Source organism: Bartonella sp. ML70XJBT (assembly GCF_028618425.1).
Lineage (GTDB): Bacteria > Pseudomonadota > Alphaproteobacteria > Rhizobiales > Rhizobiaceae > Bartonella.
Window position 1 is genome coordinate 82733 of sequence record NZ_JAQISX010000001.1, and the last position, 17188, is coordinate 99920.

At 38.2% G+C, this 17188-nt stretch carries 10 protein-coding genes; all 10 read right to left on the reverse strand.

The genetic code is table 11. From position 1 onward, the window contains the following. Position 1: 1 nt before the first annotated feature. The 10 genes from PVV65_RS00355 to gyrB all read right to left on the reverse strand — a co-directional run bounded on the left by PVV65_RS00355 (position 2) and on the right by gyrB (position 17170). On the reverse strand, positions 2-2467 hold the full coding sequence (locus tag PVV65_RS00355) for a PAS-domain containing protein (RefSeq protein WP_273753933.1): 2466 nt from the start codon (positions 2465-2467) through the stop codon (positions 2-4). 34 nt (positions 2468-2501) lie between these two features. Then, the gene (gene ahcY, locus PVV65_RS00360; RefSeq protein ID WP_273753932.1) at positions 2502-3899 is read right to left on the reverse strand and encodes an adenosylhomocysteinase; all 1398 of its coding nucleotides are present in this window, start codon (positions 3897-3899) and stop codon (positions 2502-2504) included. Between the two features lie 589 nt (positions 3900-4488). Beyond that, positions 4489-5487: a complex I NDUFA9 subunit family protein gene (locus tag PVV65_RS00365; RefSeq protein ID WP_273788792.1), complete on the reverse strand. Its 999-nt coding sequence runs from the start codon at positions 5485-5487 to the stop codon at positions 4489-4491. Between the two features lie 43 nt (positions 5488-5530). Next, entirely contained in the window at positions 5531-6850 is a 1320-nt protein-coding gene (locus tag PVV65_RS00370) for a folylpolyglutamate synthase/dihydrofolate synthase family protein (RefSeq protein WP_273788793.1), read from the reverse strand. 4 nt (positions 6851-6854) lie between these two features. Beyond that, positions 6855-7775, reverse strand: coding sequence for an acetyl-CoA carboxylase, carboxyltransferase subunit beta (accD, locus tag PVV65_RS00375; protein ID WP_273788794.1), 921 nt, complete (start codon positions 7773-7775; stop codon positions 6855-6857). A gap of 999 nt (positions 7776-8774) precedes the next feature. Further along, positions 8775-9494, reverse strand: a complete 720-nt coding sequence (locus PVV65_RS00380; RefSeq protein WP_273788795.1) for a sulfate transporter family protein — start codon at positions 9492-9494, stop codon at positions 8775-8777. A 1246-nt stretch (positions 9495-10740) separates the two neighbouring features. After that, a complete protein-coding gene (gene coaBC / locus PVV65_RS00385; protein WP_273788796.1) occupies positions 10741-12162 on the reverse strand; it encodes a bifunctional phosphopantothenoylcysteine decarboxylase/phosphopantothenate--cysteine ligase CoaBC in 1422 nt (473 codons plus the stop codon). A 68-nt stretch (positions 12163-12230) separates the two neighbouring features. Next, positions 12231-13817 (reverse strand): 2-polyprenylphenol 6-hydroxylase, encoded by a 1587-nt coding sequence (gene ubiB, locus PVV65_RS00390; RefSeq protein ID WP_273788797.1) that lies wholly within the window; start codon positions 13815-13817, stop codon positions 12231-12233. Positions 13818-13819: 2 nt separating this feature from the next. Then, the gene (ubiE, locus tag PVV65_RS00395) at positions 13820-14602 is read right to left on the reverse strand and encodes a bifunctional demethylmenaquinone methyltransferase/2-methoxy-6-polyprenyl-1,4-benzoquinol methylase UbiE (protein ID WP_273788798.1); all 783 of its coding nucleotides are present in this window, start codon (positions 14600-14602) and stop codon (positions 13820-13822) included. A 117-nt stretch (positions 14603-14719) separates the two neighbouring features. Beyond that, the gene (gene gyrB / locus PVV65_RS00400) at positions 14720-17170 is read right to left on the reverse strand and encodes a DNA topoisomerase (ATP-hydrolyzing) subunit B (protein ID WP_273788799.1); all 2451 of its coding nucleotides are present in this window, start codon (positions 17168-17170) and stop codon (positions 14720-14722) included. Positions 17171-17188: the final 18 nt, after the last annotated feature.

The following is a 17188-nucleotide window of genomic DNA, read 5'->3' on the forward strand; positions in this document are numbered from 1 at the left end:
ATTAAAAAATCTTATCTCCTTTGGGGAGGGGGAAAAAACACTCAACTGTTGTTCCTTGTCCTGTACCGGTAAAAATTTCAACATGTCCACCGTGTAGCTCAACAAAACTTTTCACAAGTGAAAGACCAAGTCCTGCTCCTGCACGCCCGCCATGGTGTGAATGGGAAGAAAAACGTTTAAAAATACGATCAAGAATGTCTTTAGGGATGTCAGAGCCCTCATTGTGAACGCTAAAGACGATGTTACCATCTTTTTCATCGGCACAAAATTCAATAGTGCTCGCCTCTGTTGCAAAATTAATAGCATTACTTAGAACATTCACAAAAATTTGATGTAAGCGTTTTTCGTCAGCTGAAATAGAATTTAAGGAAGGAGAAATTTGTTGTAAAAGTGTAATATGGCGTCCATTGAGGCGATCTGCTACACGTGTTACTGCTTGTATCATAGCATCGGCAATGTTAACTGGTTTTATATCTAACTCCATAATGCCTGCATCAAGGGTGGCAAGATCAAGAATATCGTTCACAATATTTAAAAGAGTTCCTGATTCTGAATGAATGTGCCCAAGATACTCTTGTTGACGTTCATTGATAGAACCGAAAATTTGATCCCGTAAAATATCCGAAAATCCAATAATATTGGTGAGAGGTGTGCGTAATTCATAGGAAACATGTTGGACAAATTCATTACGCAAACGATCTGCACTTTCTAAGGCTTCATTTCTTTCTTGAAGAGCACGTGCAACATGGACAGTGTCTGTAACATTTACAAAAGTAAGCATCGTTTGTCCATCGGGAAGAGGGACTAAAGTATAGTCAATAATCATATCATTTTTAAGATCTATACGACCCGAAAATGTTTCACGTTTTTCAGCAAAACCGGTAATGAATTTGGTAAATTGATCCCATTCTTGTCGCACGGTTAAGGCTGAACAATGGCTTTTTAACTGTGTAATATGGGTCCCTTCTACCAGTAAATTATAAGGAAGCGACCACAATTTCGATAGGGAAGGATTTGATAAACGAAGGCGTCCATCAGCACCAAAAACGACCACACCTTCAGAAAGTTTATCAAGTGTTTCACCTTGTATTTTAATAAGTGTATTATAACGGCGCTCAAGATCAATTTTTTCTGTAAGGTTTTCATAAAGCCATGTGACCCCTCCTTGTGGATGAGGATTCGAGACAACACGCACCGTACGGCCATCTGGAAGATTCCAAATTTGTTGGTTCGATTCTGTTTGCCGATAGGCTTTAAAAAGTTCTTCTTTCCACGCGCGCCAATCAGGATGTTCAGCAATGAGTCCTTTTTCACGTAAACGTTCAAGAAATAATGTATGGCTTGGTTCACTTTCTAAAAAGGAGCTTTCTAACGGCCATAAAACTTTAAAAGCGTGATTGCAAAATTTTAATTTTTGGTTTGTATCAAAAATAGCTACAGCTGTTGAGATTTGGTCAAGGGTTTCACAATGGCTTTGAAGAACATATCTTAATTCATGAGCAAGATTTTCATAGTCGCTGTCATCACGTGCAAAAGCAGCCATGCCTTCGGCAGTTGTGAGACGTGTGAGGTGAAAACGGCGCCGTTCACCATCAATGACGGTATGAACATGTTCTTGAAAAATTGTTTCTGTTGCATCTGTTGTGCGTTGTGTGTTTTCATTGAAAAGATCGCCCACTTCATCACTATCTTCACGAAAGTTTGTCATTTCTCTAAAGGCGCGATTGATAAAACAAATTTTTCCTCCGCAATCTTTTATCCATACAGGCTCTTGAATAAGATCAAGAAGATTACGCTGCATTCTCAGTTCAGTAAGAAGACGGGCAATATCTTTCTGTAAACGAGCATTTTCGCTCTGCTGTTTTGAGATATCTTGAAAACGAGCAATAGCGACTGTTCCTGCGATAACCCCTGTAACTTGTAGCAGCACATTATTTGTGGTGGTTATAGAAAGCTCAAAAGGGTGACATTTACAACGCAGTTGAGTCAATGCATAATCAAGTTCTCGCAGAGAATTTTCTTCAACCCAGAGTTCAAAGCGCTGAAAATCTTGCTGAACAATACCTATTTTTTGCAATGTGGAAAGGCCCCCAACGACATGAGGCAAGGATTTTGGATTTTCCCAAATAAGAAGGAATTGTTCGGTTTCTTCCAGAAGCCATTCATAATATTTAAGTTTTTCAGAAAAATCTTTTTGAATTATATTTAAAGGCTTCTGTGTTGCTTTTTTTGCATGCATAATAACAGCCATGCACGTAAAAAATGAAGCACAAGAAATTCCTCCACACAGTGCTAAAAGCAGCCATGGACCATTAGGCAAAGTAAAGGAAAATGGTAAATAATCTTCCAACGACTGAGCAACAGTGCGTGTTGGAGAAAAAAAGAAAAAAAAGCAAAAGATATGTGTGCAGATTCGAATCATTTTTTGAGCTTTTTCTTTGGGGGGATGGTCACTAAAGCTGAGCACGACATTTTTCCCTTTTTTAACCCAAGGAAGCATTTTAGTAACGGTAATGGTTCGGTTTATAAGGTCCTTGCGGTGTAACTCCAATATAAGCAGCTTGTTCTTCTGATAAAACAGTTAGTTTTATTCCTAATCGATCAAGATGGAGACGTGCAACTTTTTCATCAAGATGTTTAGGCAAAACAGTGACTTCATTTTTATAGTGTTCAGCACGAGTAAAAAGTTCAATTTGCGCTAAAACTTGGTTGGTAAATGAGGTTGACATGACAAAAGAAGGATGCCCCGTCGCATTGCCGAGGTTTAACAAACGCCCTTCAGAAAGCAAAATGATGCGTTTTCCATCGGGAAAGGTGATCATGTCCACTTGAGGTTTAATATTGATCCATGGCAAATTCCTAAGGGCTGCGACTTGGATTTCATTATCAAAATGACCAATATTGCCAAGAATACACATATCTTTTAACTGTCGCATATGATCTAAACGGACAACATCTTTATTGCCTGTTGTTGTGATGATAATATCAGCACTGGAGGCAGCATCATCTAAATTAACAACTTCATAGCCATCCATAGCCGCTTGAAGCGCGCAAATAGGATCAATTTCTGTTATTTTAACACGAGCCCCAGCACCTGACAGTGACGCCGCTGAACCTTTTCCTACGTCACCATAACCACAGACAATGGCTGTTTTACCAGCAATCATCACATCTGTTCCACGGCGAATACCATCAACCAATGATTCTTTACACCCATATTTATTATCAAACTTTGATTTTGTGACGCTATCATTGACATTAATAGCAGGAAAAGGCAGAAGCCCTTCTTTTTGTAATTGATAAAGACGATTAACACCTGTTGTGGTTTCTTCGCTTACACCTTTAATTGCTGCACGTTGTCGTGTAAAAAATCCTGGCGTTGTAACCATACGCTTTTGGATTTGTTTGAAAAAAATTTCTTCTTCTTCTGTTTTGGGATGCGAGAGGATATCTTTATTTTGTTCTGCACGACTTCCCGTTAAAATATAGTTTGTGGCATCTGCTCCATCATCTAAAATCATATTGGAAGGATTACCATCAGGCCATTGGAAAATGGCATCTATATAAGTCCAATATTCTTCCAATGTTTCACCCTTCACAGCAAATACAGGAATACCCCTTGCGGCGATAGCTGCTGCTGCATGATCTTGCGTAGAAAAAATATTACTAGAGCTCCACCGTATATCGGCGCCAATTGCTTTTAATGTTTCAATTAAAACAGCTGTTTGAATTGTCATATGCAATGAGCCAGAAATGCGTGCACCACGCAAAGGTTGATTGGAGGAAAATTCCTTGCGACATGCCATCAAGCCAGGCATTTCAGTTTCAGCAATATCAAGTTCTTTACGACCATAAGCGGCAAGGGTAATATCTTTGACAACAAAATCTTGAGCTGTCATTCCTCATTCCTTTAAAATCAGTTTTTGAAAAGACGGTAGGAGAAATTAAAAAAAAATGCAAGACAAGAAGAAGACTTCTTTATGTGAAAAGGCTCTTTTAAAATCTCTATAAATTTGTGCAAGAAACATGCATTTATGGATTTGAGTAACGATTTACGAAGAGGACAAGAGATCTCATGATAAAGTCTTATTATAAAAACAAAATTTTATCCTTTTTACATAACTTTAAAGCTTTTAAAAATCTTCAGAGAGATACCTTTTAAAGAATAAAAATGATGCATTGCTTCACAATTTTTAATCGACTTTTTAAGGGATAATCAAAGAGAGTATACTTTTTATTTTCCTCGCTCATGCGGTTGTTTAGAAAAGGTATCATGACCTCGTTTCATTTCATGATTAAGCTTTTGAGCAAAATAATATAACGTAAAGCCATATATTGTTGTCTTTATATTTATGAATAGGTAACCCATATCCAGTTCTTCTAGATTCCTATGGTGCCTTTGCTTTTGCATAAAAACAGTTTATAAGAGACGCTTTTTCTATTTTCAATAGTTTTTATCAAAAGACTGCAAATTTGGGAAAATTTATTTTAGACGAATAAGTTTTTTGAAAATTGACCATGTGGACGAAATCTCCAGAGATAACTTGGCAAGGATGCAGCTATTGCTTTAGGAGTAATTCCCACACCTTCTAAGGTATATCCATTTTCTATAGCTTCTTGAGAAACAATGTTATCCATTTGCAAAAAGCGTATCTGATTAGTTGTTACAAGTGTTGGTATAAAAGGCAATTTACCGATTATTCCCAAAACTCCTCCAATCAATAACCCTGCAGAAAGAGGCATGGACAGGAGTGTTTTTTTACGGTGAATAATTTTGAATATATTTTCAAGAGCATTTTGGAAGGTGATAATCTGGGGGCCACCAAGATCATAATTTTTCCCCCAAGCAATCTGACCATCTAAAGCGCGCGCAATAAACTCGGCAACGTCACCAACATACACGGGTTGCAATTTACTTTGTCCCCCTCCAAAAAGAGGCATAAAGGGTAAAAAACGTGACAAATCTGCCAAGGTGTTAAAGAAACAATCCTCTGGTCCAAAGATAACAGAAGGACGGATAATAATTGCTTGAGAATGCTTGTTATGAATGATTTTCTCACCCATAAATTTAACACGCGCATAAAGACATGAAGCGTTCTCGTTAGCTACAAGTGTTGACATATAGATGAGTGGAATACCAGCTTCTGCTGTTAGTTCAGCAACATTGTAAGTGCCATCAATTTGTGTACTTTTAAAATTGGATTGATTTGCTTGTTTTAAACTACCAGGCAAAAACACTGCTGCATCAGCCCCAAGTAATGCGCGTCCAACAGAGGCACGATGCTTTATATCCGTTTTAAGCATTTGGGTTTGCCCAACTTCTCCTATTTGGAGCATGTAATAAGCTTTTTGTGGACAACGAACAGCGATACGAACGCGATATCCTCGTTTAGTCAAAGTTTCAACGACATGACGTCCTACAAAACCAGATCCGCCAAAAACAGTAATAAGTTTAGGATGTTGATAAAGTGCACAATCAAGTTGCATGGTTAAAAAGTCTATCTTTCAAAGCTTTAAAAATAACCAATCTCTAACACGGTGGTGTTTTATTGTCACGCAAAATATCGCCAGCAAGATAAAGGGAACCTCCAATAAGGACAATAGCCTCTTGATATTCTCCCTTAATTTTATGCAAAGCATCTTGTAGGTGTGCTTGGGGGGATGCAAAGATTCCTGCTTTTTGGGCAGATTCAGCTAAATTTATTGGACAGATACTGGCGTTATTATTAATAAGCGGTATCGTATATACTTTTTCGACAAGGCCGGCTAAAGGACGAAAATAACCGACAGCATCTTTTGTGTTGATCATGCCAGCAATCATAATAATGGGACGATCTGTTTTTTTTCTCCATTGTGTAAGTTCTGCCGCAATAACTTTTCCAGCAGCGGGATTGTGACCGCCATCGAGCCATAAATTAAACTTAGGAGACAGTTGATCAACCAAATATCCGTAGGTGAGATGTTGCATCCGTGCGGGCCAATAAATATTTTTCAAAGCGTCACTTATGACTTGTTCTGAAAGGTGAAAACCTGCTTGATAGACTGCTTCAATAGAAGCACCAGCATTGGCAATTTGGTAGTCTCCAATAAGGTTAGGAAGGGGAAGATCCATAAGACCTTGATTGTTTTGAAAAACCATACGTCCATGTTCTTTATAGCTTTGATAATCTTGATCAAATAAAGAATAAGGTACTTTATTTTTATCGGCAAGGGATATTAAAGTAGCAAGAGCTTTTTCATAATTTTGCTTACCGATAATCAGAGGAACCTTTGGTTTGATAATCCCTCCTTTTTGAAAAGCGATTTGAGAAATTGTGTTTCCAAGAAAGTCCTCATGATCATAATCAATGGGCATAATAAGCGATACAGCTGGTTTGTTAATGACATTGGTAGCATCAAAACGTCCTCCCAAGCCAACTTCTAAAATAACAACATCAGCTGGATGTACACTAAATAGTATAAAGGCAGCGGCTGTAAAAATTTCAAAAATAGTAATCGGCTCTTGATGATTGACTTTTATAATTTCATGGATTGTTTCAGCCAATAGGCTCTCTGTAACAAGTTGACCTCCTCCTTTTTGGCCTAACCGGCAGCGTTCATTCCAGTTGACGAGATGAGGTGAGCTGTACATATGAACGCAGTAGCCTGCACTTTCTAAAAGAGCACGGCAAATTGCTGAGGCAGATCCTTTGCCATTTGTTCCAGCAATGTGAATAACAGGGCCAAGTTTTAAATGTGGATTGCCAAGACGTTCTAAAAGGCGGACAATACGCCCTAAAGAAAGATCAAATTTTTTCGGATAATTCTTGAGTAAATCATCTACCACCCTTTGTACTTGACTTTGTTGCATAAATTTAAGCTGCTTTTGTTGTAGAAAGCGACGTTTGAGGATCTGTTGGGGATGGGTTGGAAGGGTTAAGAACAGCAGGATGTTTCATCATTAAACGTAAAAGACGCGCAATGGTTGCTTTCATTTCTAAACGCGATACAACCATATCAATCATACCATGTTCGAGCAGATATTCACTACTTTGAAAGCCTTCTGGTAGGGTTTCACGTATAGTTTGTTGAATCACACGTGGGCCAGCAAAACCAATCATAGCGCCGGGTTCAGCAATGTGAATATCACCAAGCATAGCGTAAGAAGCAGTAACACCACCAGTGGTTGGATTGGTCAGAACAACAATATAGGGAAGCTTTGCTTCTTTCAGCATTTCAATTGCTACTGTTGTACGGGGCATTTGCATCAATGAGAGTGTTCCTTCTTGCATGCGAGCACCACCAGAAGCAGCAAAAAGAACCAACGGGCGCCTTTCCGCAATGGCAGTATCAAAAGCTTTGATAATAGCTTCTCCTGAAGCCATACCGAGAGACCCGCCCATAAAGGCGAAGTCTTGAACGATTGCAATGATGGGCAAGCCTTCAATTTTACCGCGTGCACTTAAAATATTGTCATCAACACCAAGTTTAGAACGATAATCTTTTAACCGGTCGATATAGCGTTTTTCATCGCGAAACTTTAAAGGGTCTGTTACAACTTTTGGATTTTCAAGAGCTGTATAAACACCATCATCAAAAAAATGCATGAGACGATTTTGGGCACTGATACGCATATGATAGCCAGAATTGGGAGCCACAAATTGATTGGCTTCCAGATCCTTATGGAAGATCATTTCACCACTTGTAGGATCTTTTATCCATAGATTTTCTGGAATTTCACGGCGTCCCAATATAGAGTTAATTTTAGGACGAACATAATTTGTAATCCAGTTCATCTTTATAGCCTTCCTTTAAATATTACACATCTTTTGTATGATTTGAAAGAATATAGAACTTAAGCAGTCACATTTGCTTTTCCGGCTGAACAATAACGAATCCATTTAATACTTTTATCCATGCGCGTATAGCTCTAACTCCATTGTTTTTTTATTTTTAATATTTCTAATGTCATAACAATCATATGCATGAAGAGTATTCCCTATAACAAATTTCTCAGAAGCTTTAAGAACTTATATGTTTTTATTCTTTGATTTTGATATTAAAACCCACCTCTTGCGCTGGTTAACAAACGGCTTATTTTCTTTTAATAAAAATAACTCTTCAATTAATCACTAATATTAACAGTCCTGAAGCAAAGAAACCTTATAAGAATAAAACCTTAACAAGACTACACGCATCCATTAAAAATTACGGATATGATAACGTTATGTTAGCGAAACGCTAATACCAGAGCAAGATTTTTTTCAAACGGTTTTCTTAAAGCGCGTGCGTTTCACATAAAATAAAGCACCCTAAAAAATATTATTTTTTATTGTGTATCCACACATTGCTAGATTTGACCATCTCACATATTTCAGAAATTTTCTCATGAGTACCTATGAAGTATATATTCCCTTCTATGAAAGGTATAAAATTTATTACATTCCCCTATTTTTACTGAAATAGAAGGTACAAGCCGATATCTTCATACGTTTGGCTAGCTTTTAATGTCATAATAGTTCTTGCCTTGAGAGGGGGAGAATGGAGAGGTCTTTTATGTCTTTTGCAAAGTGCTTTTATACATACACTGCCCCCGTTTATGACATCTCACAAGCGATTATAGTTGATTCAATATGAATAGGGTTAAAATGAGAAAGCTTTATAATATTTAAGTTTTTTAATGCCATAAAACAATAAACTATCATCATAAATCAATGTATTGATTAAAAAAGTTAAGCATAAAATTTTATAGTATGCTTTCTCTGGCTGGCGAGTTTTGTTAAGTTTAAAGAATATTATTTTTGAGTGATGCGTGCCATAGTTTTTTGGGAAAGCATTTTGTGTAAATGTGTCATAAAGGCGGCTGCAAAAAGTGGTGTGGCTAAATTAAGAATGGGAATTGAAACAAAAACCGCGATCAATAATCCAGCGCTAAAAACCGTTGTATAATAAGTATGTAAAAAAACACGCGCATCTTGCTCTGTTCGAAAACGATAAGCAGCAAACAAGAAATATTCGTGCCCAAGCAAATAACCATTAATAACATAAAAAGCAATGAAATTAACACCTGGTATGAAGAATAAAATAAAAGCAACTCCATTACCAAGAAGGCTTAAAATAACAAATTTAAGTGAGAGGATAAGAGAACGCCCAAATGGCATCGCTTGTCCAATAGGCTCATTCGGATAATCTTCCTTTTCGATAATTTCAGCAGCAGAGTCAATGAAAAAACTACCAATCATAGCGGTAATGGGGGCAATAAAAAAAGCTAACAAAAGAGCCAAACCAAGATTGAAGATGATAAACATGCTAAATCCCAACCATCCTGCCCAACTGGGGAGTCCAGGAAGAAACTGAGAAGCCCAAGGCCAAAAGTAAGACACAAAAAGTTGGTGCACACATAACCATAAAATGGCGAGCACAAAAAAAGTAATCCCCAATGCTTTCAGGATCATAATGCTATATTGCGAGGTTAGTAAACGTTGTAAAGCACGATAGGCAGCAGTAAAAATCATAGATTAATAAACTAAGGAAAGAAGCAAAAAAAACAAGAAATATATTTAAAGAAGGTGTGTGTAATTTTTTATTGCTTGAATTACAAGCTCTATTTTCAATGACATTAAAGAAATATATTGATATTGCTTTGTAAAAAAGAGAATTTTACCTTTATATATTATTAAAATCAGGCTAAATTTTCTTATAGAATAGATAGAATAAAAAATAATTCAGAATCCTTCATTTAAAATAAAAATAGACATTTTGGTTAAAAAGATGAGAATAATTTAAGAAATATTGAGTAGGCGTTTTTTACTAACATTTTTTATCCAGTATAGCTTCCGAATTTTGTTTATCGATATCCTTATTTGTTTTGCAAGATCCCTAATATTTTGTATTTTAAGAACTATAAGTGCAATAAAGTAAGAATTCATAGAAGCATTTTTCATAAAAATAGTGCATTGGAGCGAATAATTTTGAGCTAATAACACCATTTATTTATGAAGAAAATTGATCATCTTCAATTTCAATGAGTACCCCAAATAAAGAGATATTCTATCAAATCTTTCATCATCAAAATCAGAAAATCATTTATTTTCACATTATAAATAGGACTAATATGGGGATAAAAACACTTAATAAGAAAATGCTTTTTATAAATTTTCCCCCTAAAGCAAGGTTTTCGTAAAGTTGAAGGGTGGCAAATGATGATTCTAACTTGTCTTTTGAGAATTGGAAAGACAGTGGTACAAAAAATTCTATTCTTTACAAAGCCTAGGCTAAGGCAGGATTTTTTTAAGAAACGTTTCTCAAAGCTCGTCATACCCCTTTTGCAACAGTCTCTATGAATGGGATAAGGATAAAGCTGCTATGAATACTATAAAACTTATAGGGCACCACTACCTTTATACTTAGCAAAGAAACATGCCGGTAGCGCCATACACTTTGCCAATCCTTTCAATGTTGAGACAAGCACTTAATCCTTGAAACGATTCATTATAAGTTTTTTAGTCTTTTCTTGAATATTTTATATTTATGCAGCTATCCTCGCTAACGTGCAAATAAGTAGCTTTGATTGATTCAATATACATGGATTTAAAATAAGAGAATCTTACGATAACTAGGGATCTAATTGTAAGTTGAATAACGCCAGATTATTATTATAAATTAATATGTTATCTAATCTAGATTGATAGACATCTTCTGTGTCTTCAAAAATTCAGTTCTTATTTTATGAGATGTTTTAATAAGGCTTTTGAAGAGTTATTATTTGAAATGAGGTGTTTTTTTCTCATGAGGCGTAGGCGTTTGGGGGATAAAAAGTGATACGATCATGTTTGCTAATTTTTGCGCTACGCGTTGTTTACGCATAGGGGGCCATTGTTCAACTTTTTCTTTACTTACGAGATAAACTTGATTTGTATCAGCACCCATGACGGTTGTACCATCTTGTTGAAGAGAAATATCATTAGCAAGAATGAAATCAGCTCCTTTTTCAACACATTTTTTTTGCGCATTGGCAATGATATCACATGTTTCAGCAGCAAAACCAATGACCAATGAGGGGCGATTTGGAGCATGTCCAATCGTTTCTAAAATATCAGGATTTTCTACCATATGCAAAGATAGTGGTGTTTTATGACCATCCTTTTTAATTTTGTGTAAAGATTGCGTTTGACTGCGCCAGTCACAAACTGCGGCAACAAAAATGGCCCCATCAGCAGGCAATGATTCTTGAACGGCTTGTAACATCTGTTGTGCTGTTTTAACATGAATAGTTTTTACTTCTTGTGGGTCTACAAGATTAACAGGTCCACAAATAAGTGTTACTTTTGCCCCCAAATGCGCAAGAGCGGTCGCAATAGCATGACCTTGTTTACCCGAAGACCGATTAGCAAGATAACGCACTGGATCAATGGGTTCGTGGGTAGGGCCAGAGGTAACGATGAAATGGCGGCCAGAGAGAGGTTTTTCACGTACATTCAACAGAGCCTCTATGGCAGCGACGATGGTTAAGGGTTCACTCATGCGCCCATAGCCTGTCTCGTCACGTTCAGCCATTTTTCCTATTTCTGGTCCAATAATATGGACGCCATCTGCGCGCAATTGCGCAACATTGCGAACAGTGGCTGGATGCGCCCACATAGCTGGATTCATAGCAGGCGCAATTAAGAATGGGCAGCGTGCTGCTAAAAGGACGCAATCGGCGAGATCATCTCCTATACCATGGGCTATTTTTGCAATGCGATTGGCTGTAGCGGGGGCTAAAATAATAAGGTCAGCATCACGAGCGAGTCGGATATGCCCGATATCATGTTCTTCTTCACGTGAAAATAAATCAGTATATACAGTACGACCGCTTAAAGCTTCAGCGGTTAAAGGCGTAATAAATTTTTGCGCAGCTTTTGTCATTATGACATTTAAGTGTGCTCCACGTTCTTTTAAACGACGAATGAGATCAAGCGTTTTATAGGCCGCAATACTTCCACCAATAATAAGAAGGAGTGATTTTGATTTCAGTGATTGCATTTCAACGGCGCTTACATGAGAGGGGTGCGTGGTGAAAGCGGTAGGATTACTTAAAAGACGGCGCGCTTCTTCTTCCATGGAAATGCCATTTTGTGCAGCGCGTACGCGCAAAGCTTCTTTGGTTTTAGGAGAGAGGTTACGAATAGTAATACTGGCCATAAAATACCTCCAAGAAACAAAATGATTGCAATGATTTCATTATTGGTATTTTTAGCATATTGAACAGATTAAAAAAGATGAAAAAAGTAAAAAGTAAGACAAACGCAGCAAAATGCAATGATGAACAGACTATAACGTCCATAACGGTTTCTACGACTTTGTTCAACAGCAAGCTGCTTAAGGGTGGAGAGAGAAAGACTAAATCCCGTTTCTCTGATTTTGTTAAGGTCTTCTTCTATACGTTGGAAATTTTGTATCAATTGTGGAGTTTTGCGAGCCAACGATAGGAGAGCTTGTGCTCCTTCACTAAAGTCTTTTGCAACACCTATGGGGCCTAAATTTTTACTAATCCATTCTCTGACAACGGGTTCAGAAGCTTTCCACATATTAAAACTGGGGTCTAATGTGCGAGCAACACCCTCCACGACAACCATTGTTTTTTGCAGTAATAGAAGTTCGGGTCGCGTTTGCATGTCAAATAATTCAGTGACTTCAAACAACAATGTGAGCAATTTAGCCATGGAAATGCTTTGTGCTGATTGTCCGTGAATTGGTTCACCAATCGCGCGATTGGCTTGTGCAAAGCTTTCAATATTATGGTGTGAAGGGACATAGCCTGCTTCAAAGTGAGCCCGGGCTACCCGATAGTAATCGCGCGTAATAAAGCCATAAAGAATTTCAGCAAGGAAATGCTTTTCTTTTTTGCCAAGTCTTCCTGTAATGCCTAGATCAACAGCAACAATACATCCATCTGAGTCTACAAATAAATTACCAGGATGCATATCGGCATGAAAAAAACCATCACGCAATGTGTGGCGTAGAAAAGATTGAATAAGCGTAATGGCAAGCGCCTGTAAATCAAAACCTGCTTCTTTGAGCTTGGAAATTTCGGATATCCTTATACCATCAATCCATTCCATGGTGAGAACATTCCGCCCTGTCCGTTCCCAATCAATACGCGGAACCCGAAAACCTGTATCCTGTTGAATATTTTCAGTCATTTCAGATATAGCGGCTGCTTCTAAGCGTAAATCCATTTCAAGGCGTGTTGTTTGTGCTAAAGTATCTACCACACGAACAGGACGTAGCCTTCGGGAAGCAGGGATATAACGCTCTTGTAAATGCGCAATGAGATAAAAACTTCTAAGATCTTTAGAAAAACGTGCTCTAATATTAGGACGAATGACTTTTACGGCACATTTTTTCTTATGACCAGTTTCATCAATATATTCAGCAGGATGAACCTGAGCAATAGAAGCAGCGGCAATGGGGGGATAAAAATTGACGAATAAATCATCAATAGAGCGACCAAGAGAATTTTCGATTTGAGCAATAGCGGCGGTGCAAGAAAATGTTTCAACACGATCTTGGAGTTGTGACAAATCGTCTGCAAGATTCCGTCCGACAATATCAGGTCTTGTGGCAAGAAATTGACCAAGTTTTATGTAAGAGGGTCCGAGCTTATTGATGGCATACGAAATATTTTCAGACCGCCGTTTCTTTTTCGTTTTGCGTCGTGCTAATGCACGCGCTATACGATGACATAATGCTGGAAAACCTTGAAGCTCATCATGAGGAAGGGCACTTAAAACACCTTCACGCGTTAAAACCCATCCTGCGCGTATCAATTGAAAGTAAGGAGAAATTTGCACCATTTTTAAATTTTCCAACCTGAATGCAGTGCTGCAATCGCACCGGTGAGATTGCGGTACGATACACGCGAAAATGCCACTTGCTTGATCATATGGGCAAAATCATCTTGTTTAGGAAATTTGCGAATAGACTCAACCAAATAACGATAAGCATCGCCATCATTTGCAATAAATTGACCCAGCTTAGGGATAGCATGGAAAGACCAAAGATCATAAATTTTATCGAGCCAAGGCATCTCTACATTTGAAAATTCTAGACATAAGAAACGCCCACCGGGCTTTAAAACACGAAAAGCTTCTCTAAGAGCTTGATCAATATGAGGAACGTTGCGAATTCCAAAAGCAATAGTATAGGCATCAAAGCTTTGATCTTCAAAAGGCAAATGTTCTGCATTGGCTTCAACAAAATCAATCAGGGGAGCAAGACCATTTTTTTGTGCGCGTTGTTTGCCAACGCTGAGCATAGAGCCATTAATATCAAGAACCGTAGCATGGGCTTTTTGGCGTGAAGCATTAAGGATGCGAAAAGCGATATCACCAGTACCACCAGCCACATCAAGAACTCTCCAATTGGAAAGTGCTGGGGGAGAAAGCCATGCAACCATAGAGTTTTTCCAAAAACGATGTAGTCCTAACGATAAGATATCATTCATCTTATCATAATTTTCAGCGACAGAGTGAAATACTCCATCAACCATGGATTGTTTTTGTGTTTCATCAACTCTTGTGAAACCAAAGGAGTGTTCCATACCTCCCTTAGCTCCGACGCGTTCTGTTTCAGCTGCCATATGCATGACCTTCCTTATTTTTCTTTTATCGTAAATGAAAAGAAAGGGAATGTTCAAATACGAAAAAACAATGTATAAAACCACGACATTTATACAGCCAAAAACAGAAGAGTACCTTTAGATATCAAGATTAGCAACGTTTAAGGCATTATCTTGAATAAAAATACGTCTAGGCTCAACTTCATCACCCATGAGACGAGAAAAGAGTGAATCTGCATCGGTTGCATCATTAATTTTTACTTGTAAAAGAGAACGCGCATTGGGATCAAGCGTTGTTTCCCAAAGCTGTTCAGCATTCATTTCTCCAAGACCTTTATAGCGTTGAAGCGTAATACCCTTTTTACCGCTTGTAAAAATGCTCTCTAAGAGGCTCATAGGTCCAAAAATACGCTCTGTTTTATCTTTGCGGCGTAAAAGAAGAGGAGGATGACATAGGTCGTTAAAATTTTGGGAAATGCGATCAATTTGACGTGCATCTGTTGAGTTTATAAGTCCTGCATCAAGCGTGATAACATCTTTAACACCACGTAAAACACGTTCAAAACATAAATCTCCATCTTCTGTATATTGTCCACACCAACCTTGTTCCATATCATCGGCAATCAGATTAAGACGTTGCGCGACAGCATCTGCTATTTTTTGTGCTTTTTCTTGTGTTGCAAAGGATTCAGGGTTAAAAGCCCCAATAATGGCTGCTTGCTCAACAACATTGCGATCATAACGGGTATGAAGGCCATTTAAAAGTTGACGGAAGATACGGGCATCTTTAGCGAGTTGATATAAATCAGCTCCTGCACGAACTTCTCCCGTCGAAAGCTCAAGTGTTGTTTCTTCTAGTCCCGTATCGATCAAGAATTCTTCAAAGGCTGCTTCATTTTTAATATATTGAGAAGATTTTCCACGCGATACTTTATAAAGAGGAGGTTGAGCAATGTAAAGATGTCCCCGTTCAATCAACTCGGGCATTTGTCTAAAAAAGAAAGTGAGCAGCAGAGTGCGGATATGGGCTCCATCAACGTCCGCATCTGTCATGATAATAATCTTATGATATCGTAATTTATCGGGTGAAAATTCATCTTTACCAATAGATGTTCCAAGAGCGGTAATAAGTGTTCCGATCATATCAGATGAGAGCATACGGTCGAAGCGGGCTCGTTCAACATTGAGGATTTTACCGCGGAGAGGTAAAATTGCTTGATTTTGACGTGAACGTCCACTTTTTGCTGAACCACCCGCCGAATCTCCCTCGACAATAAAGATTTCTGATTTTGCAGGATCACGCTCTTGGCAATCGGCAAGTTTTCCTGGCAGAGAAGTGATGTCAAGCGCTCCTTTTCGCCTTGTGAGCTCACGTGCTTTGCGTGCTGCTTCACGTGCTGCTGCAGCTTCCACCACTTTACTAATGAGAAGCTTTGCTTCATTGGGATGTTCTTCCAGCCATATTGAAAGACCTTCATTGATCAAATTTTCAACAATAGGGCGCACTTCAGAAGAAACTAATTTGTCCTTTGTTTGTGAAGAAAACTTAGGATCAGGAACTTTGACAGAAAGAATAGCTGTTAATCCTTCACGGCAATCATCACCGGTTAAATTTACTTTTTCTTTTTTTGCAATCCCGGAAGATTCAGCATAACCATTAATTTGGCGTGTAAGAGCACTTCTAAAACCGATTAAATGCGTTCCACCATCCCGCTGAGGAATATTATTGGTAAAACACAAGACCTTTTCATGATAGGAATCATTCCACCATAGGGCAACATCAACGCTCATACCATCTTTTTCGCTTGCAATGTAAATAGGAGTGTCTAGGAGCGCTTTTTTTGATTGATCAATATATTTGACAAACTCTATCAATCCGCCTTCATAATGTAATTCAACAGATTTAATGTCAGCGTGGCGCTCGTCAACAAGAAGAATATAAACCCCAGAATTGAGAAAGGCCAATTCCCGTAAACGACGCTCTAAAGTTTCAAAATCAAACTCAACCATAGTAAAGGTTTCAGAGCTTGGTAAAAATCTAATTTCTGTTCCACTTTCTTGATCACAATCGCCAACAACTTTTAATGGAGCATCAGCCACTCCATGGGTAAAAGACATTTCATGAATTTTACCATTACGTTTGATTTGCAATTTAAGCCAAACGGACAATGCATTTACCACAGAGACACCAACACCGTGTAATCCACCTGAAACTTTATAAGAGTTTTGATCAAATTTTCCGCCGGCATGAAGTTGTGTCATGATAACTTCAGCAGCAGAAATACCTTCTGTTGGATGGATATCAGTTGGAATTCCACGTCCATTATCACGAACAGAACAAGAACCATCAGCATGGAGTGTGACGTTTACAAGAGTTGCATGACCGGCTAGAGCTTCATCGATAGCATTGTCTACAACTTCATAGACCATATGATGTAACCCCGATCCATCATCCGTATCACCGATATACATACCCGGACGTTTGCGTACAGCATCAAGACCTTTAAGAACTTTAATAGAGGCAGCGCCATAGTCATTGCCTTGTGTTGGTGAGGTGCTTTGTGTGGGTGAGGCTATTTCATCACTCATAAGTTAGTCCATTTCTGT